At 72.0% G+C, this 20,145-nt stretch carries 18 protein-coding genes and 1 riboswitch; of the genes, 12 read left to right on the forward strand and 6 right to left on the reverse strand.

The genetic code is table 11. The features are described 5' to 3' along the window. Nucleotides 1-178: 178 nt before the first annotated feature. From ACNNMR_RS27255 to ACNNMR_RS27290, 8 genes are all read left to right on the forward strand, one after another. Complete coding sequence (locus ACNNMR_RS27255; RefSeq protein ID WP_419997316.1) at nucleotides 179-1,675, forward strand: aldehyde dehydrogenase family protein; 1,497 nt, start codon at nucleotides 179-181, stop codon at nucleotides 1,673-1,675. A 47-nt stretch (nucleotides 1,676-1,722) separates the two neighbouring features. After that, entirely contained in the window at nucleotides 1,723-3,276 is a 1,554-nt protein-coding gene (locus tag ACNNMR_RS27260; RefSeq protein ID WP_419997317.1) for a GMC family oxidoreductase, read from the forward strand. Next, on the forward strand, nucleotides 3,273-4,340 hold the full coding sequence (locus ACNNMR_RS27265; protein ID WP_419997318.1) for a quaternary amine ABC transporter ATP-binding protein: 1,068 nt from the start codon (nucleotides 3,273-3,275) through the stop codon (nucleotides 4,338-4,340). Before ACNNMR_RS27260 ends, ACNNMR_RS27265 begins: the two co-directional genes overlap by 4 nt. Beyond that, nucleotides 4,337-6,325 carry an ABC transporter permease gene (locus ACNNMR_RS27270; RefSeq protein WP_419997319.1) on the forward strand — a complete coding sequence of 663 codons (1,989 nt, stop codon included), beginning with the start codon at nucleotides 4,337-4,339 and terminating at the stop codon, nucleotides 6,323-6,325. The genes ACNNMR_RS27265 and ACNNMR_RS27270 overlap by 4 nt, the downstream gene beginning before the upstream one ends. Continuing rightward, nucleotides 6,325-7,281 (forward strand): ABC transporter substrate-binding protein, encoded by a 957-nt coding sequence (locus tag ACNNMR_RS27275; RefSeq protein ID WP_419997320.1) that lies wholly within the window; start codon nucleotides 6,325-6,327, stop codon nucleotides 7,279-7,281. Before ACNNMR_RS27270 ends, ACNNMR_RS27275 begins: the two co-directional genes overlap by 1 nt. Before the next feature lie 84 nt (nucleotides 7,282-7,365). Continuing rightward, complete coding sequence (locus ACNNMR_RS27280; protein ID WP_419997321.1) at nucleotides 7,366-8,973, forward strand: hypothetical protein; 1,608 nt, start codon at nucleotides 7,366-7,368, stop codon at nucleotides 8,971-8,973. Nucleotides 8,974-9,541: 568 nt separating this feature from the next. Beyond that, a complete protein-coding gene (locus tag ACNNMR_RS27285; RefSeq protein WP_419997322.1) occupies nucleotides 9,542-9,865 on the forward strand; it encodes a hypothetical protein in 324 nt (107 codons plus the stop codon). Further along, complete coding sequence (locus ACNNMR_RS27290) at nucleotides 9,862-10,791, forward strand: PsbP-related protein (RefSeq protein WP_419997323.1); 930 nt, start codon at nucleotides 9,862-9,864, stop codon at nucleotides 10,789-10,791. The genes ACNNMR_RS27285 and ACNNMR_RS27290 overlap by 4 nt, the downstream gene beginning before the upstream one ends. A 9-nt stretch (nucleotides 10,792-10,800) precedes the next feature. Here the strand turns inward: ACNNMR_RS27290 and ACNNMR_RS27295 are convergent, their stop codons facing one another. Continuing rightward, nucleotides 10,801-11,544, reverse strand: a complete 744-nt coding sequence (locus ACNNMR_RS27295; protein WP_419997324.1) for an isocitrate lyase/PEP mutase family protein — start codon at nucleotides 11,542-11,544, stop codon at nucleotides 10,801-10,803. Then, complete coding sequence (locus ACNNMR_RS27300; RefSeq protein WP_419997325.1) at nucleotides 11,541-12,002, reverse strand: carboxymuconolactone decarboxylase family protein; 462 nt, start codon at nucleotides 12,000-12,002, stop codon at nucleotides 11,541-11,543. Before ACNNMR_RS27300 ends, ACNNMR_RS27295 begins: the two co-directional genes overlap by 4 nt. A 46-nt stretch (nucleotides 12,003-12,048) precedes the next feature. Between ACNNMR_RS27300 and ACNNMR_RS27305 the strand changes: the two genes are divergently transcribed. Further along, on the forward strand, nucleotides 12,049-13,464 hold the full coding sequence (locus tag ACNNMR_RS27305) for a PLP-dependent aminotransferase family protein (protein WP_419997326.1): 1,416 nt from the start codon (nucleotides 12,049-12,051) through the stop codon (nucleotides 13,462-13,464). Between the two features lie 4 nt (nucleotides 13,465-13,468). On the opposite strand, the gene rocD is transcribed toward ACNNMR_RS27305, so the two are convergent. Then, on the reverse strand, nucleotides 13,469-14,674 hold the full coding sequence (rocD, locus tag ACNNMR_RS27310; RefSeq protein WP_419997327.1) for an ornithine--oxo-acid transaminase: 1,206 nt from the start codon (nucleotides 14,672-14,674) through the stop codon (nucleotides 13,469-13,471). A 147-nt stretch (nucleotides 14,675-14,821) separates the two neighbouring features. After that, a riboswitch (ZMP/ZTP riboswitch) is annotated at nucleotides 14,822-14,910 on the forward strand. Nucleotides 14,911-14,943: 33 nt separating this feature from the next. On the opposite strand from rocD, the gene glyA reads away from it, so the two are divergent. Beyond that, complete coding sequence (gene glyA, locus ACNNMR_RS27315; protein ID WP_419997328.1) at nucleotides 14,944-16,209, forward strand: serine hydroxymethyltransferase; 1,266 nt, start codon at nucleotides 14,944-14,946, stop codon at nucleotides 16,207-16,209. Here the strand turns inward: glyA and ACNNMR_RS27320 are convergent. The 3 genes from ACNNMR_RS27320 to ACNNMR_RS27330 form a co-directional block, all read right to left on the reverse strand. Then, a complete protein-coding gene (locus tag ACNNMR_RS27320) occupies nucleotides 16,179-16,967 on the reverse strand; it encodes a hypothetical protein (protein WP_419997329.1) in 789 nt (262 codons plus the stop codon). The genes glyA and ACNNMR_RS27320 overlap by 31 nt on opposite strands. A gap of 69 nt (nucleotides 16,968-17,036) precedes the next feature. Then, nucleotides 17,037-17,819 carry a hypothetical protein gene (locus ACNNMR_RS27325; RefSeq protein ID WP_419997330.1) on the reverse strand — a complete coding sequence of 261 codons (783 nt, stop codon included), beginning with the start codon at nucleotides 17,817-17,819 and terminating at the stop codon, nucleotides 17,037-17,039. Beyond that, nucleotides 17,816-18,439 carry an RNA polymerase sigma factor gene (locus ACNNMR_RS27330; protein WP_419997331.1) on the reverse strand — a complete coding sequence of 208 codons (624 nt, stop codon included), beginning with the start codon at nucleotides 18,437-18,439 and terminating at the stop codon, nucleotides 17,816-17,818. Before ACNNMR_RS27330 ends, ACNNMR_RS27325 begins: the two co-directional genes overlap by 4 nt. A gap of 45 nt (nucleotides 18,440-18,484) precedes the next feature. On the opposite strand from ACNNMR_RS27330, the gene trpS reads away from it, so the two are divergent. Both trpS and ACNNMR_RS27340 read left to right on the forward strand, forming a co-directional pair. Next, on the forward strand, nucleotides 18,485-19,498 hold the full coding sequence (gene trpS / locus ACNNMR_RS27335; protein WP_419997332.1) for a tryptophan--tRNA ligase: 1,014 nt from the start codon (nucleotides 18,485-18,487) through the stop codon (nucleotides 19,496-19,498). Nucleotides 19,499-19,542: 44 nt separating this feature from the next. After that, nucleotides 19,543-20,136 (forward strand): 2'-5' RNA ligase family protein, encoded by a 594-nt coding sequence (locus ACNNMR_RS27340; RefSeq protein ID WP_419997333.1) that lies wholly within the window; start codon nucleotides 19,543-19,545, stop codon nucleotides 20,134-20,136. The last annotated feature ends 9 nt before the right edge of the window (nucleotides 20,137-20,145 follow it).

Consider the following 20,145-nt stretch of genomic DNA (forward strand, 5'->3'; position numbering starts at 1 on the left):
GGCGGGCCGCCGCGTTTTGGCATATGTCCGAAATGCCCTCGCTAAAAGATCACGGAATGGTCGCGAGATGGCCAAATTGCATACTCAGCGTGCATGCCCAGGGGATGGGTCGGGCAGGGTTACCGGTTGCCGCCGGGTGGCTTGGCGGCGAAAACCATGCAAGAAGGGCAGTTCGGACGTGCAGCAAGTCAATTCCCTGTTGGTGGACGGCGCTTGGCGCCCCGCGGCCGGCGGAGGCACCAGAGAAGTCCTCGACCCGGCTGACGCTGCCGTCATCGCCGTCGTCTCCGAGGCGGGCGCCGAGGACGCCGACGCCGCCGTCGCCGCGGCCCGCCGCGCCTTCGATACGGGCCCGTGGCCGCACACCCCGGTCGCCGAGCGGGCCGCGCTGCTGCGCCGGGTCGCCGACCTGCTGCAGCGGGACCGCGAGGAGATCGGCCTGATCGAGTCCCGGGACACCGGGAAGACCCTGGAGGAGGGCCGGATCGACGTCGACGACGTCACCGCCGCCTTCCGCTATTTCGCCGACCTCGTCATGAACGAGTCGGGCGGCCGGGTCGTGGACGCCGGGAACGCGGACGTGCACAGCACCGTCGTGCACGAGCCGCTCGGCGTCTGCGCCCTGATCGCCCCCTGGAACTATCCGCTGCTGCAGGCCAGCTGGAAGGTCGCCCCGGCGCTCGCCGCGGGCGACACCTTTGTGCTGAAGCCCAGCGAGGTCACCCCGCTCTCCACCATCCACATGATGAAGCTGCTCGCCGAGGCCGGGCTCCCGGACGGCGTCGGCAACCTCATCACCGGCGCGGGCGACCCGGGCGGCGCGCGGCTGGCCGAACACCCCGACGTCGACCTGGTCTCCTTCACCGGCGGCCTGGTCAGCGGCACCAAGGTGATGAAGGCCGCCGCGGACACCGTGAAGAAGGTGGCCCTGGAGCTCGGCGGCAAGAACCCCAACGTGGTCTTCGCCGACGCCTGCGCCACCGACGAGGGCTTCGACACCGCCGTCGACCAGGCCCTCAACGCCGCCTTCGCGCACAGCGGCCAGGTCTGCTCGGCCGGCTCCCGCCTCATCATCGAGGAGTCGGTACGGGACCGCTTCGTCACCGAGCTCGCCCGCCGCGCCGATCTGATCAAGCTCGGCCGCGGTACGGACAAGGGCGTCGAGTGCGGTCCTCTCGTATCGGCGCAGCAGCTGGCCAAGACCGAGGGTTACGTGGCGTCCGCCCTCACGGAGGGCGCCGAGCTGCGCGCGGGTGGCAAGCGTCCGGAAGGGCTCGGCGAGGGCTACTTCTACCGGCCGACCGTCCTCGACGGCTGCCACCGCGGCATGAAGGTCATCCGTGAGGAGATCTTCGGCCCGGTGCTGACCGTGGAGACGTTCCGCAGTGAGGACGAGGCCGTCGAGCTGGCCAACGACACCGAATACGGCCTCGCCGGCGCGGTCTTCACCACCGACCCGGGCCGGGCCCGGCGGGTGGCGGGGCGGCTGCGGCACGGCACCGTATGGATCAACGACTACCACCCCTACCTCCCGCAGGCGGAGTGGGGCGGCTTCGGCAAGTCCGGCATCGGCCGCGAACTCGGCCCCGCGGGCCTCGCGGAGTATCGCGAGACCAAGCACGTGTACACCAACCTGCGGCCGCAGCCGGTCCGCTGGTTCGGCGGCGAGGCCTGACGGCCGCGGTCCGCGGCGTCGGGAGCAGGAACAAGGAGCAAGAGACTATGGATACGTCTGTCCAGACGTACGACTACGTGGTGGTCGGAGGCGGCACCGCGGGCTCGGTGATCGCCTCCCGGCTGACCGAGGACCCGTCGGTGACGGTCGCGGTGATCGAGGGCGGGCCGAGCGATATCGACCGCGAGGACGTCCTCACCCTCCGCCGCTGGATGGGGCTGCTGGGCGGCGACCTCGACTACGACTACCCGACCACCGAGCAGCCGCGCGGCAACTCGTACATCCGGCACAGCCGCGCCAAGGTGCTCGGCGGCTGCTCGTCGCACAACACCCTCATTTCCTTCAAGCCGCTGCCCGGCGACTGGGACGAGTGGGCGGAGCTCGGCGCCGACGGCTGGCACGCGGCCGCCATGGATCCGTACTTCGGCAGGCTGCGCAACAACGTGGTCCCCGTCGACGAGAAGGACCGCAACCCCATCGCCCGCGACTTCGTCGACGCCGCCCAGGCGGCCACCGGCGTGCCGCGCGTCGAGGGCTTCAACAAGCAGGCCTTCGAGGACGGCGTCGGCTTCTTCGACCTCGCCTACCATCCGGAGAACAACAAGCGCTCCTCGGCATCGGTTGCATATCTTCACCCCCATATCGAGGCCGGGGACAGGCCGAATCTCACGCTTCTGCTGGAGACTTGGGCGTACCGGCTGGAATTCGACGGGACCCGGGCGCGCGGCGTCCAGGTCCGTACGAAGGATGGCGCGGAGATCTTGCTTCAGGCGGCGAAGGAGGTGGTGGTGTGCGCTGGTGCGGTTGACACTCCGCGGCTGCTGATGCACTCCGGCATCGGGCCGAAAGCGGATCTGGAGAAGCTCGGCATGCCGGTGTCCCACGACCTGCCCGGGGTCGGCGAGAACCTGCTCGACCACCCCGAGTCGGTGATCGTCTGGGAGACCGACGGGCCGATACCCGACAACTCCGCCATGGACTCGGACGCGGGCCTGTTCATCAAGCGGGACGAGAGTCACCGCGGCCCCGACCTGATGTTCCACTTCTACCAAATACCGTTCACGGACAACCCGGAACGGCTCGGCTACGAACGCCCTCCGCACGGCGTGTCGATGACGCCGAACATCCCCAAGCCGAAGAGCCGCGGCCGCGTCTACCTCACCAGCGCCGACCCCGAGGTCAAGCCGGCCCTCGACTTCCGCTACTTCACCGACGCGGACGACTACGACGGCAAGACCCTCGTCGACGGCATCCGTATCGCCCGCGAGATAGCCAAGACGGAGCCGCTGGCCCACTGGCTGAAGCGCGAGGTCGCCCCGGGACCCGAGGTCACCGGCGACGAGGAGCTCAGCGAATACGCGCGCAAGGTCGCGCACACCGTGTACCACCCGGCGGGCACCTGCCGGATGGGCGCGGCGGACGACGGACTGGCCGTCGTCGACCCCGAGCTGAAGATCCGTGGACTCGACGGCATCCGCATCGCGGACGCCTCGGTCTTCCCGTCCATGCCCGCCGTGAACCCGATGATCTGCGTGCTGATGGTGGGGGAGAAGTGCGCGGAAATGCTTGCAGCCGATCACCGAGAGAAAGGCACCAAATGAACACCGGAAGCGAAGCGCCCGAGGACGCCGCACCGGTGTTCTCGGTGCGTAATCTCTGGAAGGTCTTCGGCCCGAAGGCCCACCGCATACCCGGCGGCCCGCACGCCGACCTGCCCCCCGCCGAGCTGCGCAAGGCCACCGGCACCACCGCGGCCGTCCGCGACGTCTCCTTCGACGTCAAGAAGGGCGAGGTCTTCGTGGTCATGGGCCTGTCCGGCTCCGGCAAGTCCACGCTCGTACGGTGCCTGACCCGGCTCATCGAGCCGACCTCCGGCTCGATCCACATCGACGGCGAGGACGTCCTCGCCATGGACAAGAACCGGCTGCGCGAGCTGCGCCGGCACCGCACCGCGATGGTCTTCCAGAACTTCGGCCTGCTGCCGCACCGCACGGTCATCGACAACATCGCGTACGGCCTGGAGATCCAGGGCATGGGCAAGGCCGAACGCCGCGCCAAGGCCCAGGAGATGGCCGAGAAGGTCGGCCTCACCGGCCTCGGCGAGCGCCGCCCGCGGCAGCTCTCCGGCGGCCAGCAGCAGCGCGTCGGCCTCGCCCGGGCGCTCGCCGTGGACCCCGAGGTGCTGCTCTTCGACGAGCCGTTCAGCGCGCTCGACCCGCTGATCCGGCGGGACATGCAGGAGGAGGTCTGCCGGCTGCACGACGAAGAAGGCCGGACGATGATCTTCATCACCCACGACCTGAGCGAGGCGCTGCGGGTCGGCGACCGCATCGTGCTGATGCGCGACGGCGGCATCGTGCAGGTCGGCACCCCGGAGGAGATCGTCGGCTCGCCGGCCGACGACTATGTCCGCGACTTCGTGCGCGATGTGCCGCGCGAGCAGGTCATGACCGTACGGACCGCCATGCGGCCCGCGGATGGCGATGAGGCGGGCACGGGCGTCTCGCTGCCGCCGGAGACGCTGGTCAGCGAGGCCATCGAGGCGGTCGCGCGCAGCGGTGAGCACGCGCGCGTCATGGACGGCGGCAAGGTGCTCGGCGTGGTCGACCACGAACGGCTGCTCGGCGTCGTGGCCGGGCTGCCGGCGGAGGCCGCGGCAGCATGAGTGCCGTTACCTCGCTCCGAAAATCTCCGGCGCCCGCCGAGCCCGACGCCAAGCCGGGGCTGCTGAGCCGCCAGGGTGGCCGCAAGGGCCTCGCCCTCGTCGTGCTGGCCGCCGTGTTCATCCCTCTGGCCATCGCGCTGGGCGGCAGCGGCAGCTGGCCGCACGATCTGACGGTGGACGTCAGGACGCCGCTGGACGACGCGTACCAGTGGGTCGCCGACAACCGCGACGTGAACCCGGTGTTCACGTACTTCCTGCTGCACCTGGCCAACAACTCCTCCTCGGCCGTCGACGGCGTGCTGAGCTTCCTGGAGCTGATCGGCTGGCCCGGCGCGATCGCGCTCTTCACCGGGGTCGCGTACTTCGCCGCCGGGAGCGCCCGCAAGGGCGCCAAGGTGGCGGGCGTCGCGCTCGTCGCGTTCGGCGTGTGCGGGCTGCTCGACATGTGGGAGCCCGCCATGGAGACCATGGCGCTGATGACCGTGGCGGTTGCCGTATCGGCCGTGGTCGGGCTGCTGCTAGGACTCGCCTCCGGGCTCTCCGACCGCTGGGAGACGATCCTGCGGCCGGTCTTCGACACGATGCAGATCATGCCGGCGTACGCGTATCTGCTGCCGTGCGTGCTGATCTTCGACGTCGGCAGCCCGTCGGTGCTCCTCGCCACGGTGATCTACGCGGCGCCGCCGATGGCCCGGCTCACCGCGCTCGGCCTGCGCGCCGCCGACCCCGCCGCCATGGAAGCCTCCGCCTCGCTCGGCGCGAGCCGGCTGCAGCGGCTGCTGACCGCGCGGCTGCCGCTGGCCCGCAAGGAGATGATGCTCGGGCTCAACCAAACGATCATGATGGCGCTTTCGATGGTGGTCATCGGCTCCGTCGTCGGTGCCGAGGGCCTCGGCGACGAGGTGTTCAAGGGCCTGGCCCGGGTCGACGTCGGACAGGCGGCGGTGCCCGGCATCTGCATCGTGCTGATCGCCATCTGGCTGGACCGTACGACCGCGGCCGCCGGCGAGCGCCTGGACGAGGCGACCGGGAGCGGCGGCCGTGCCTGGCTGCCGCCTGCCGTGATCGCCGCGGCCACCGCGGTCGGCGCCGTCCTGGCGGGCGTGCTCGGCAGGACGGAGTGGCCGGAAGGCTGGACCGTCGACCTGACGGGGCCGATCCGGGATGCGGTCGAGTGGTTCACCAACCACCTCGGCTCCGGTGTCCCGGTCCTCGGCGGCACCCAGACCTGGTCGGAAGGCTTCACCGACTGGGTGCTCAACCCGCTCCGCGACGGCCTTCAGTCCGCCCCCTGGTGGCTGCTGGTGCTGCTCGTCGCCGCCATCGGCCTGCTCGTCGGTACGTGGCACAGCGCCCTGGTCGCCGCCCTCGCCATGTCCGGCATCGGCGTGCTCGGCCTGTGGTCCAAGACCCTCGACACCCTGTCGCAGGTCCTCGGCGGCATCGCGCTGACGCTCGTGCTCGGCTTCGCCATCGGCATCCTCGTCGCCCGCTCCGAACGGGTGGAGCGGCTGGTCAGGCCGGTGCTCGACGCGCTGCAGACGCTGCCGCAGTTCATCTATCTCATCCCGGTGGCGGCGCTGTTCGGCGCGGTCCGTACCGCCGCCATCTTCGCCGCGGTGGCCTACGCGCTGCCCGCGGTCATCCGCATCACCGCTCAGGGCATCAAGCAGGTCGACCCGGCCGCGGTCGAGGCGTCCCGCTCGCTCGGCGCCAGCACCTTCCAGCAGCTCCGCCAGGTGCAGCTGCCGCTGGCCCGCTCCGCGCTGCTGCTCGCCGTCAACCAGGGCATCGTCCTGGTGCTCGCCGTGGTCGTCATCGGCGGCCTCATCGGCGGCGGCGCGCTCGGCTACGACGTCGTCTACGGGCTGCAGAAGTCCGAGTTCGGCGTCGGCCTCGGCGCCGGCGTGGCGATCGTCCTGCTCGGCCTCGTACTCGACCGGGTCACTCAGCCCACCGTTCTCAAGCAGAGGAAGAATTCCTGATGATCACCTACAAGCGAACTACTACGGCCCTCGCCATATCGGCCGCCTCCCTGCTGGCGCTGAGTGCCTGCGGCAAGGCTGAAACCGGCGGTGGCGGCAGCGCCGACTCCGTCACCATCACCGTGCCGTCGTGGGTGGGTGCCGAGGCGAACGCCGAGGTCGCCAAGTACCTCCTCGAGAACGAGCTCGACGTCAAGAACGTCAAGACGCAGCAGATGACCGAGACCGTCGCCTTCGACGCGCTCAACACCGGCAAGGCGGACGCCATTCTGGAGGACTGGGGCGGCGTTCCCAAGAAGGTGAAGCAGTACGTCGACAAGAAGAAGACCGTCGTCCGCGGCGGCGACCTCGGCGTCACCGGCCACATCGGCTGGTTCGTGCCGAAGTACTTCGCCGAGAAGCACCCGGACGTCCTGGACTACAAGAACCTCGACAAGTACGCCAAGCAGCTCGCCACCTCCGAGACCGGCGACAAGGGCCAGATCCTCGAGGGCGACCCGTCGTACACCACCTACGACGACGCGATCATCAAGAACCTCGGCCTGAACTTCAAGACGCACTACGTCGGCTCCGAGGCCGGGCAGATCACCGAGATCGCGAAGAACGTCAAGGCCAAGAAGCCGTTCCTCACCTACTGGTGGGAGCCGCAGTGGATGAACGAGGAGTGGGGCCTCAAGGAGGTCAAGCTGCCCCCGTTCAAGGAGGGCTGCCAGGACGACGAGAAGGCCGTGAAGTGCGGCTACCCGGACACCCCGCTGCAGAAGTACCTGAACGCCGACTTCGCGAAGGACGGCGGCAAGGCGGCCGAGTTCCTCAAGAACTTCAAGTGGACGAATGAGCAGCAGAACGAGGTTGCTGTCATGATCGCCAAGGACAAGATGAAGCCCGAGGACGCCGCCGAGAAGTGGGTGAAGGCGAACAAGTCCGTCTGGGAGAAGTGGATTCCCAAGGACTGACGTTCACTTCGGGGTTCACGTTCTCGTTCACCCAATAGTGCAAGGCGGGGCACGGAGCGTCGCGGCTCGGCTAATTTGCTGCCCGTGCCGACGCCGACGCAACTTCCCGCACAGCGGCCGCCGGACGACGCTCCGGCGGCCGCTCGTGCGTTGTCGCATTCCGAAGCCACCCGGCTGCTGTGCGCCGGAGTCCATCTCGACCAGCGCTTCCGCCGCCGCGTCATCGAGGAACTCGTCGAACACGAGGAGCGGCATGTCGCCCCGTCGTTGGGCCTCGATGTCGAGCCGGTGCTGGCCCACGCGCTGCTGGGGCGGCGGCGGGAGGCGGCCACGGCGGGATGGCTGCTGGCGGTGTGGGCGCTGTTTCTCGTGCTTGCCTTCGCGGCGGGCGGCTCCGGCTCCGCGCCGCTGGCCGTGCCCGCGTACGCCGCCGTCTGCGTCTGGCTGTGGCTGGCGCGGGTGCTCAGCGGGCAGAGCGCGGCGGTGTACGCGGCCGAGGGGCGGCCGGCCGGGCTGATCGCGCGCTGGCGGTACCGCGCCGCGTGGGGCATGCGCTTCGGCGCTCGGTGCGCCATGGCGGCGTATCTGCTCGGCGGGGTCTTCGTCTTCGGGCCGCTGGCGCTCGCGCTGCCCGCTGTGCTGGTGCTGCCCGTGTGGGCGCATCGGGCGTGGTTCGACCGGGTGCTGCGGGACGAGCTGTCGCGGGAGTCCTTCCGGCGGCGGGAGCCGCTGCGGCTGCCGCCGTCGTACGCGCGGGTGCGCGAGGCGATCGCGCGCGAGCAGCATGCGACGCTGGCGATTTACGACTCCTTCCAGCCGTTCGTCGGGTACGGGCGGCCGTACGAGCCGTGGTCCTTCGCGATCGAGCTGCGGCCGGTGGGCGGCACGCAGAAGAGCACGCCGCTCACGGCGCGGCGGGTCGTGGAGCTCGTCGCCGAGCGGGTGTGGGCGCTGCGTACCCCCGCGGTAGCGCACAGCGCGGACCGGCTGCGCGGGCTGACCGTCGAGCACCTCGCGTATCTCCCGCCGGCCCCGCGGCGGGGGCGGGTTTCGTACGAGCCCGGCGCGGTCGGCGAGCAGGTCGCCGTCGCAATCGACGAAGGCGGGGAGGGACGGCGGTACTTCATGCGGGTGCGGGTCGGCGCCTGGAACGAGCAGATCGTGGTGAGCGTGCTGGTGCGCGTGCACACCCAGGGCGGGATGCTGGTGCTCGAGGTGGTGCCGCATGTGCTCACGCCCGTACGACCGGAGTTCCGCGCGGCGGATGCGCTCGCCGCGCGGGCGGGGGGTGGCGGCGTGCGGAATGTGGTGCGGGCCGTGACGTCCAGCCCGACCGCGGTCTTCGCGTCGGCGCTGTCCGGGGCGCGGACGCTGCTGTCGGTGTACCGGCACTGGCTCGCGGATCCGGCGCGGCTGCCGGCGGAGGGGCCGGCGGCTTCGGTGCGGGAACTGGGCAGTGCGGGGGAGGTGTCCCTCTTCCAGGAGATGGATATCAGCCGGTACGTGAAGACGGTGCAGGACCGGATCGCGAGCGGTGTTACGGAGGCGCTGCGCGAGACGGGGTATGAGACGGATGAGTTCAAGCAGCAGGTCGTGCACGTGAGTCGGGGCGGGGTCTTCATCGGCGAGATGAGCGGCGGCGCGGTGGCCTCCGGCGAGGGGGCGACGGCGCATGCGGAGGGCGGGGCGTGACGTGACGTGCCCACCCACCCGCCCGTTGCTCTCGCGCCGTGGGGCGCGCTGGGTTTGGCTGGGGAAGCGGTAGGGGGTTCGCATGAGTGATGAGCAGCAGCGAAGGTCTGAGGCCGAGGGGCCTGAGCCGGGCGTGGACGCGGAGTCGGGAGCTGCGGGGGCGCCGGGCTCCGGGGCTGGGGAGCGTGCGGCGCGGGCCGGCGGGCGTGCGGCGGTGCCGGGGGCTGGGGCCGGGGAGCCGGAGGAGCGGGGCGGTGAGCCTGCGGGGGGCGGGGGGATTCGGATCGGTTCGCTTAGCGGCGGGGCTGTGGCTGCGGGGGAGCGGTCTCGGGCTGAGGATCGTAGTCAAGGGCGGGCGATGGCGCGGGAGTCCGGTGGGGGTGTGCTCGGTGGGGGTGTGCTCGGCGGGGGCCCACCCGTCGAGGGCGCGCTCGGCGGCGGCGCGCCCGGTGCGGCCGCGCCTGCCGTGCGCGAGGCGTCTGCGCCCGGAGGGGCCGTGCCCGGTTCGCCCGTGCCTGCCGTACCCGATGTGCCTCCTCCCGTCGCCGGCGGGATCAGTGTCGGGCGGATGAGTGGTGGGGCCGTGGCGTACGGGCGGGAGGCTCAAGCCGTCGATGCCTCCGTGCACTTCGCCGATCCGGCCGATGCGCAGCGGCTCGCCGATGCTGCCCGGCAGTTGCGGGTGGCGCTGCTGGCGCAGCCTCGTACGGCCGAACTCGCCGAGATCGAGCGGGAGCTGGCGGCCGTCGAGGATGAGGCTGTTGGCGGGCAGGCCGCCGATCGGTCACGGCTCGTCCGGCTGCGGGAGCGGGTGCAGCTCTTCGCTACCGCTTCCGCGGGTGGGGCCGCCGCGGCGGCCTTTGTGCAGACCGTGAGTGGGTTACTCGCATGAGCGGCGGCGGGAACGACAAGCTGGAGTGGTGGGACGAGGCTGCGGGCGAGTGGCGTACGCGGCATGGAGGCGACGCCGGCGAGCAGGCGCGCGCACAGCAGCCGACGCAGGCGGACTTTCCGGTGGCGCCGGGGGCGGAGACGGAGACCGGGCCGCATGCATCGCGGCCGCACACACCGCCGTCGTACACGCCTCCGCCGCACGCGGCGCCATCCCCTACACCCCCGCCGTACCACTACCACCACGGCCCCGGCTACGACGAACCCCGCCCCGAACCCCCACGCCGCGGCGACCGCAAAGCCGCCATCGGTATCGCCGCCGCGCTCATCCTCGGCGCGGGGCTCGCGGCGGCCGGGTTCTGGCTGTTCGGCGGGGATGATGAGACTCCGGCGAAGCCGCGCGGCGACTCGCCCAGCGCCTCTACGCCCGCCGGGCAGAAGGACGAGAAGACGCCCCCGAAGGAGAAGGACAAGGACCAGGACAAGCCCGCCGACCCCGGATACGTCACCGCCTCCGGCGACGGCTTCACCTTCCTCGCCCCGAAGGGCTGGTCGCGGCGGACCGACGACATCTCCGTCTTCTACGAGGAGCGCGGCCGGTCCGGGCAGTACATCCAGGTCTACGAGGTGACCGACACCGACGACCCGTACGAAGCCGCGCGCATCATCGAGCGGGACAAGAAGGACGCCAGCGGCTACCAGCGCAACGGGCTGCAGAACTACGGCGATTACGCCGAATACGACTACACCTACACCGACTCCACGTACGGCCGCCGCCGCGCCGTGCTGCACGACGTGCGCACCCCCGACGGCAAGCTGTACGCGCTCGTCGCGGTCGGCCCGGCGGACGGCTGGCCCGAGCAGCGGGAGCGGATGGACAAGCTCGCCGACTCCTTCTGCTCGGGCTCGGACTGCCCGGCGCAATGAACAGGGAGCTCAGCCCCCTACGACCTCCCGCGCAATCTCCCGCACCCGCTCCATCGCCCGCGCATGCAGCCCACCCCCGAAGGTGACCCGCGTCGCGCCGAGCTTCCCCAGCTCCGCCGGGGACGGCCCGCCGGGGACGACGATCGCGTTGAGGGGGAGGCCGATCTCCGTCGCCAGCAGCTTCAGGTGCTGGGGCGGGGCCGCGATCGGGTAGACCGCGTCCACGCCCGCCGCGGCGTAGGCGCGACCGCGCTCGATCGCCGCCGCCGGGTCGGCCTCGCCGCGGACGAAGGTGTCGATACGGGCGTTGAGGAACAGCCGGTCGCCGGCCGCCTCCCGCACCGCCGCCAGGAAGTCCGCCTGCTCGGCCGCATCCCTGAGGGTCTTCTCGGGCAGCACCGAGTCCTCCAGGTTGCAGCCGACCACCCCCGCCTCCAGCAGCCGCTCGACCAGCTCCGTCGGCGGCAGCCCGTACCCGGTCTCGATATCCGCGGTTACGGGAATGTCCACCACCCGCACCATCCGCCGCACCGCCGCGAACATCTCGTCCGGCGGCGTCAGCCCGCCGTCCCCGTAACCGAGCGCCTCCGCCACCCCGTGGCTCGGGGTGGCCAGCGCCGGCGCCCCGGCCTCGGCGAAGGCGCGGGCGCTGGCTCCGTCCCACGGGCCCGGGAGGACCAGGGGGTCGCCCGGGGCGCGGTTGTGGTGCAGGGCGCGGAAGGTCTCGACGCCCTGGGCCGGGCCGCCGGTCATGCGTACTGGCCGGGCTTGTAGTGGCCGCCGGGGGTGCGGGCGGAGACGTTGATGCGGTTCCAGGCGTTGATCACCGTGATGATGCCGATGAGCTGGGCGATCTCCGGCTCGGTCCAGTGCTTCGCCACCCGCTCGTACACCTCGTCCGGCACATGGCCATCGGTCAGCACGGTCACCGCCTCGGTGAGGGCAAGCGCCGCCCGCTCCTTCTCGCTGAAGAACTCATCGGCCTCATCAAAGGCCGCGACCAGCGAGATCCGCTCCTCGGTCTCGCCGTGGTGCCGCGCGTCCTTGGTGTGCATGTCGATGCAGAAGGCGCACTTGTTGATCTGCGAGGCCCGCAGCTCCATCAGATACTTCAGCCCCGGGTCGATGCCCTCGCCGACCGCCTGGCTGAGGGCCAGGGTGGCCTTGTAGAGCTTGGGGGCTGCCTTGTAGACGTTCAGTCGCTGTGTCATGTCTTCACCGTAGGCGCCCGGCAGCCCAGGTGTATGGTGCAATTCCATGGTGTCTTCCTGGGCCAATTCGCTGGACCTTCATCTGGACGTACGGGGCCGTGGGCGGGGCTCCGGTGCCGCGCTGACCAGGGCTTTGCGGGAGGCGGTGCGGGGTGGGCGGCTGGCGCCGGGGGTGCGGCTGCCGTCGTCGCGGGCGCTCGCGGCGGACCTGGGCGTTGCCCGTAATACCGTCGCCGATGCCTACGCCGAGCTGGTCGCCGAGGGGTGGCTGACCGCGCGGCAGGGGTCGGGGACGCGGGTGGCGCAGCGGGCGGAGCCGCGGCGGGCGCGGGCCGGGCGGCCGGCGCCGCCGACGCGGCATCCGCTGAATCCGCCGGTCACGTACAACCTGATGCCGGGGCAGCCCGACGTCTCCTCCTTTCCGCGCACCGCCTGGGCCACCGCCACCCGCCGGGCGCTGGCCGCCGCGCCCAGCGAGGCCTTCGGCTATCAGGGGCCGGCCGGGCGGCCCGAGCTGCGGGCGGCGCTCGCGGACTATCTGGCGCGGGTGCGCGGGGTGGCTGCTGACCCGGAGCGGATCGTGGTGTGCGCGGGTTTCGCGCACGGGCTGCGGGTGCTGGCGCAGGTGCTGCACGGGTCCGGGGCGCGGCGGGTGGCCGTCGAGTCGTACGGGCTGCCGCCGCACCACGACATCCTGACCCGCGCCGGGCTGCGGCTCGCCGCGCTGCCGTACGACGACGGCGGTACGCAGACCGCAGGCCTGGGTGAACTCGGCGCGGATGCCGTGCTGATGACGCCCGCGCATCAGTTCCCGACCGGGGTGCCGCTGCCGCCCGAGCGGCGGGCCACGGCGGTGGACTGGGCGCGGGCGGCGGGCGGGCTGATCGTCGAGGACGACTACGACGGCGAGTTCCGCTACGACCGGCAGCCGGTGGGCGCGCTGCAGGGCCTCGACCCGGAGCGGGTGGTGTACTGCGGCACCGCCAGCAAGTCGGTGTCGCCGGCGCTGCGGCTGGGGTGGATGGTGCTGCCGCGGCGGCTGGTCGGGGAGGTCCAGGAGGTGCTGGGCGGGGAGACGGGCGTGGTCGGCTCCGTGGACCAGCTGACGCTGGCCGAGTTCATCACCTCGGGCGCGTACGACCGGCATGTGCGCGCGATGCGCATGCGCTACCGGCGCCGCCGCGACCGGCTGGTCGCCGAACTGGCCCGCAAGGCCCCGCAGGTCCGGGTCTCCGGCATCTCGGCCGGGCTGCACGCGCTGCTGGAGCTGCCGGCGGGCACGGACGAGAAGGCGGTGGTGGCGTCGGCCGCCCGCGAGGGGCTGGCGGTGAGCCACCTGGGGCTGCTGACGTACGCGCCGCCGCACACGCCGCGCAGCGCCGTCATCGTCGGCTACGCGACGCCGCCCGATCATCTCTTCCCGGGGGCGCTGGCGGCGCTGTGCCGGGCGTTGAACGCCTAGGCCGTCAGGCCAGCACCTCCCGCAGCTGGTCGAGGCCCCAGTCCAGGTCCTCCTTCGAGATCACCAGCGGCGGGGCGATGCGGATGGTGGAGCCGTGGGTGTCCTTCACCAGGACGCCGCGCGCCATCAGCTTCTCCGAGAGCTCGCGCCCGGTCCCGTACGACGGGTCGATGTCGACGCCCGCCCACAGGCCGCGGCCGCGGACCTCGCGCACCGCGCCGCTGCCGGTGAGCAGGCCGAGCTCGGCGTGCAGATGATCGCCGAGCTCGGTCGCCCGCTGCTGGAACTCGCCGCTGCGCAGCATCGCGATGACTTCCAGGCCGACCGCGCAGGCGAGCGGGTTGCCGCCGAAGGTGGAGCCGTGTTCGCCGGGGTGGAAGACGCCGAGCACGTCGCGGTCGGCGACCACCGCCGAGACCGGGACGACGCCGCCGCCGAGAGCCTTGCCGAGGATGTAGACGTCCGGGACCACGCCCTCGTGCTCGCACGCGAAGGTCCGTCCCGTACGGCCGAGGCCTGACTGGATCTCGTCCGCCATGAAGAGGACGCCGCGCGCGGCGGTCAGCTCGCGCACGCCTGCCAGATAGCCCGGCGGCGGCACCAGCACGCCCGCCTCGCCCTGGATCGGCTCCAGCAGGACGGCCACCGTGTTGTCGTCGACGGCCGCTTCCAGGGCCGCCAGATCTCCGTACGGGACGATCTCGAAGCCCGGCGTGTACGGGCCGTAGTCCGCGCGCGCCTCCGGGTCGGTGGAGAAGGAGACGATCGTGGTCGTGCGGCCGTGGAAGTTGTTGTCGGCGACCACGATATTCGCCCGGCCGTCGGGCACGCCCTTGACCCGATAGCCCCACTTTCGGGCGGTCTTGACGGCGGTCTCCACCGCCTCCGCGCCGGTGTTCATCGGCAGCACCATGTCCTTGCCGCACATGGCCGCGAGCTGCTCGCAGAATTCCGCGAAGCGGTCGTGGTGGAAGGCGCGGGAGGTGAGGGTGACGCGGTCCAGCTGGGCGCGGGCGGTGTCCAGCAGCCGCCGGTTACCGTGGCCGAAGTTCAGCGCCGAATAGCCGGCCAGCATGTCGAGGTAGCGCTTGCCCTCGACGTCCGTGACCCAGGCGCCCTCCGCCGAGGCGATGACGACGGGCAGCGGGTGGTAGTTGTGCGCGCTGTGGGCTTCCGCGGAGCGGATCTGGTCCTGCGTGGTCGTCGTCATGCTCTTCGGCTCCGTTCGGGATACGGCGGGAGTTGGAGGGGGTCCTTGTGGGACCCACTTCTATCGTGCGCTTCCGCGGCGCGGAGCAATCCTCGCGTGTGCGGCGCGGCATCCTGTGGCTTCGCCACGGAGTCCCCCGCTAGGCTGAGGGGGCGCGGTGACTGGCGTACGTGGAATCGACCACGGGGGAGCCGTGCGCGTCAGCGCGCAAGGTGCCGCCCGCCTGGGCACCCGGGGACCACAGCGATGCGACCCGGAGGTTTGATCCCATGCCCCTTGACCACCCCGCCCTCAGCGCCGCCGACCCGGAGCTCGCGGCGCTCGTAGCCGCGGAAGAGCAGCTGCAGGCCGACACCCTGCGGATGATCGCCAGCGAGAATTACGTATCGACCGCTGTGCTGGAAGCGACCGGCACCGTCCTCACCAACAAGTACAGCGAGGGCTACCCCGGCCGCCGCTACTACGAGGGCCAGCAGAACGTCGACCCGATCGAGTCCCTCGCCGCCGGCCGCGCCGCCGCGCTCTTCGGCGCCGACCACGCCAACGTGCAGCCGTACTCCGGCTCGCCGGCCAACCTCGCCTGCTATCTCGCCTTCGCCGAGCCCGGCGACACGGTGATGGGGATGGCGCTGCCGATGGGCGGCCACCTCACCCACGGGTGGGGCGTCTCGGCGACCGGGAAGTGGTTCAACGGCGTGCAGTACGGGGTCCGGGAAGACACCGGTCTGATCGACTTCGATCAGGTGCGGGACCTCGCCCGCGAGCACCGCCCGAAGCTGATCTTCTGCGGCGGTACGGCGATTCCGCGGACCATCGACTTCGCCGCCTTCGCGGAGATCGCCCGCGAGATCGACGCGGTGCTCGTCGCCGACATCGCGCACATCGCGGGTCTGGTGGCGGGCGGGGCGCACCCGTCGCCCTTCCCGCACGCCGACGTCGTCTCGACGACCACCCACAAGACCCTCCGCGGGCCGCGCGGCGCGATGCTGCTGACCAAGGAGGCGTACGCGAAGCCCGTCGACAAGGCCGTCTTCCCCGGCCTCCAGGGCGGCCCGCACAACCACACCACGGCCGCCATCGCCGTCGCCCTGCACGAGGCGGCGCAGCCGTCGTTCCGGGATTACGCGCAGGCCGTCGTCGCCAACGCGAAGGCCCTGGCCGGCGCGCTGGCCGAGCGCGGCTTCGACCTGGTCTCGGGCGGCACGGACAACCACCTGATCCTGATGGACCTGACCCCGAAGGACGTCCCCGGCAAGACCGCGGCGCGGGCCCTCGACCGGGCGGGCATCGTCACGAACTACAACACCGTCCCGTACGACCCGAGGAAGCCCTTCGACCCGTCAGGGCTGCGCATCGGGACGCCGTCCCTGACCTCCCGCGGCCTGACCACCGACCACATGGCGCAGGTGGCCGCGTGGATCGACCGCGGGGTCGCTGCCGCGAAGGCGGAGGACGAGGTGGCGCTCAAGGGGATCCGCGGTGAGGTGGCGGAGCTGATGGGGGCCTATCCGGCGCCGGGGCTGCCGGTCGCCTGACGGCGGGCGGGGGTGCTCAGCCGGGCGTCCGGCCCGTCCGGCGCCTGCTCGTCCTGCTCCGATACGTCGAGCAGCTCCCACCGCGAGTCGTCCCTGCCGGCCGTACGCGGGCGGCGCCGCAACGCGCCCCACACCAGCAGCGCGCCGGTCGCCGCGCCGGGCACTGCCCACCACCAGCCGGTGGCGGGGTCGGTGTCCGGGGCGGCGGCGCGCTTGACCGGGGCGGCGGCCGGTGTCCCACCGGTGCCCGAACCGGAGTGCAGCGCCGGGAAGTCCGGTGCCGTGCGGCCCTCGTCCGTCGACTTGCCGTCCACCTTCAGGCGGGCCAGCACCCGGAGGAGGCCCTCCGAGTCCGCGGCCGCCCGCCAGGTCACCTCGGGGCTGGCGTCGGTGGGCTCGCCGACGGTGCGCTGGATCAGGGGGCGGCCGTCGCGGGTGTCCAGGTAGATGCGGTCGACGCGCCAGACCTGGACGTCGTGGATCAGCCAGGTCGCGGTGATCTGGCGCCCTTCCTGACCGCCGAGTGCGGAGCGGGGCGGGGTCTTGGCCAGCTGGTGGGTGTCGTTGGCCGACTCGCCGATGTAGCGGGAGAGTTCGGCGTACGCGCGCGAGGACGCGTAGAGGGCGGTGGCCTGCGTGCTGCCGCCGTTGATGAGCGCGACGCTCGTCGGGCCGCCCGCGAGGGCGGGGACGGCGAGGGCGAAACCGATCAGCGGGGCCATGAGCAGCACCAGGGCGATACGGAAGAAACGGCGCATGGGGCACCTCCTTGCGGTGCTTACACCGCGCTTGGCGGGAAGGTTCCGCCCTTGGGGCGCCCGCCGCCCTCAGCGCGCCGAAGCCGCCACCCGCAGTGCTGTCCGCCGGTCCGCGATGCCCTCCAGCCGGAGCGTCGTCCTGCCGCGCTGCCAGAGGAGGGTCGGGCCGGCGGTGCGCACGGTGTGCGTGTACGCCTCGCCGCCCGGCTCGCGGAGCGGGACATCGAGGCGGTGGGCCCTCGCGAACCACAGTGCGGTCGTGCCGCGCACCGTCACCCACTCCGGCGGGATCGGCGAGGTCTTGCCCATCATCGGGTCGAGGCCCGCCCGGAACTCGTCCAGCCGTACGAGCGACCCGTCCTCCAGCCGCCAGCACACGGTCAGCACCCGCCGGTCCGCGGACACCGACGCGCCGGCCGGGCGCCCCAGCTCGGCGGGCAGCACGGGGCGGAAGCCGGCCCGGTCCGTCGCCGCGGCGGGCGTCAGGCTCGCGTCGCAGGCCGGCTCGCGCCCGTCCCCGCCGCTCGCCGCCGGGCCCGGCGATTGCGCCGACCCGTCCGGCGGCGCCGTCACCCTCACCTGCACCCCGCCGAAGCCGAACCAGTCCGCGACCTCCGCCCGCACCGGCGGCGTCAGCGCAAGGCCGAGAAGCACGGCGCACAGCAGCGCCACCAGCGCCCGCCACCGCGCCCGTGCCCAGCGGCGCATCCGTACGCCCCGGGTCGCCGCCGGCGCCGGCTCGTCCGCGATCGCGGCCAGCACCATCGCCGCGGTGGCGTCGGCCCGCTCGGCCCCGTACGACGGCAGGCTCGCGCCCAGCGCCCGCAGCTCGTCAGGCAGCCGGGAGGTCATGGCGCACCACCTCCGCCCTCGCCCAACTCCCGCCGCAGCTCCCGCAGCGCCCGGCTCAGCCGGGACTTCACCGTGCCGCGCGGGACGCCCAGCGCCGCCGCCGTCTCCGCCTCGTCGAGGTCCAGCAGGTAGCGGTGCACCACCACCATCCGGTGCGACTCGCGCAGCCCGCGCAGCGCCCGTACCAGCTCGTCCCGCCGCTCCGCGGACAGCGCGGCCGCCGCCGGATCCGCGTCCACGGCCGGCAGCTCGGGGCCCGTCGAACCGGACCCCGCCGGCAGGCCCTCGGCCACCGCCGCCCGCTCCCGCGCGGCGCGGTAGCGCGCGGAGGCGCGCATTGTGTTCTTGGTCTCATTCGCCACGATGCGCAGCAGCCACGGGCGGAAGGACGCGCCGTCCCGGAAGGAGCCGAGCGCGCGGTACGCCTTGATGAACGCCGTCTGCACCACGTCCTCCGCCTCGGCGCCCGCACCCAGCAGGACCGCGAGCCGATGTGCCAGCGGCGCGTGGGCGCGCACGAGCTCCGCGTACGCCTCGGCCTCCCCGCCGCGCACCCGGGCGACTATCCGCTCCTCGCCCCCGCTGATCGCACCCTCCTCGTCACCGCCTACGAGGGTCATACACCGGCGGCCCGGGTTCCGTTCCACACCTGAGAGAATGAGCGCATGGCCAACCGACGTCCCCGCACGCTGTCCGGCATCCAGCCGACCGCCGGCTCCTTCCACCTGGGCAACTACCTCGGCGCAGTCCGCCAGTGGGTGGCGCTGCAGGAGTCCCACGATGCCTTCTACATGGTCGTGGACCTGCATGCGATCACCGTGCCGCAGGACCCGAAGGAGCTCCGCGCCAACACCCGGCTCGCCGCCGCCCAGCTGCTCGCCGCCGGTCTTGACCCGGAGCGGTGCACGCTGTTCGTGCAGAGCCATGTGCCGGAGCACGCGCAGCTCGCCTGGGTGGTCAATTGCCTGACCGGCTTCGGCGAGGCGAGCCGGATGACGCAGTTCAAGGACAAGTCGGCCAAGCAGGGCGCGGCCGGGACGACCGTCGGGCTCTTCACCTACCCGATGCTGCAGATCGCGGACATCATCCTCTACCAGGCGAATCAGGTCCCCGTCGGTGAGGACCAGCGCCAGCATGTCGAGATCACCCGGGATGTCGCCGAGCGGTTCAACGCCCGCTTCGGCGAGACCTTCACCATCCCGGAGCCGTACATCCTCAAGGAGACGGCGAAGATCTACGATCTGCAGGACCCGACGATCAAGATGAGCAAGTCGGCGTCCACGCCCAAGGGCATCATCAATCTCCTCGACGAGCCCAAGACCTCCGCCAAGAAGATCAAGAGCGCGGTCACCGACACGGACACCGAGATCCGCTACGACGTCGAGCAGAAGCCCGGCGTCAGCAACCTGCTCGTCATCTACTCCACCCTCACCGGCACCAGCATCCCGGATCTGGAGCAGAAGTACGCCGGGAAGGGCTACGGTGCGCTGAAGACCGACCTCGCCGAGGTCGTCACCGAGTGGGTAACGCCGTTCCGCTCCCGTACGCAGGAATACCTGGACGACCCGGAGACGCTGGACTCCATCCTCGCCAAGGGTGCGGAGAAGGCGCGGGCGGTGGCGGCCGAGACGCTCGCCGCCGCGTACGACAAGGTGGGCTTTCTGCCCGCCAAGCATTGACCGGCAATGAGATCAGCAAGAGCTGGACAGTTGAGGAGACGCGCGTGGGGACCGTGACGCTGGGCGTTTCGATCGTGGTCCCGGAGCCCTGGGGCGCCATGCTGCAGGAGCGGCGGGCCGGCTTCGGCGACGCCGCCGCACATGGCATCCCCACCCACGTCACGCTGCTGCCGCCGACCGCCGTGGCGGTCGGCGAGCTGCCCCGCGTCGAGGAGCACCTGGCGCGGATCGCCGCGCTGGGGGTGCCCTTCCCGATGCGGCTGTGCGGCACGGACACCTTCCGGCCGCTGACCCCCGTCGTCTTCGTGAAGGTCGTCGAGGGCGCCGCCTCCTGCTCCTGGCTGCAGCGCCAGGTGCGGGACCCCGGCGGCCCGCTCGCCCGCGAGCTGGAGTTCCCGTACCACCCGCACGTCACGGTCGCCCACGGCATCTCGGAGGAGGCGATGGACTCGGCCTACACCTCCCTCGCCGACTTCGAGGCGGCCTGGGCGGTCGGCGGCTTCGCGCTGTACGAGCAGGGCGCGGACGCGGTCTGGCGGCTGCAGCGCGAGTTCCGCTTCGGCGGCGGCCGCCCGGCGCGGCAGGGCGCTGGCGTGCCGTCGCAGGCAAAGCCGGAGACGGCGGCTTCAGCGGGTTAGTGTCGGCCG

This window comes from Streptomyces boninensis, assembly GCF_048572725.1.
Classification (GTDB): Bacteria; Actinomycetota; Actinomycetes; order Streptomycetales; family Streptomycetaceae; genus Streptomyces; species Streptomyces boninensis.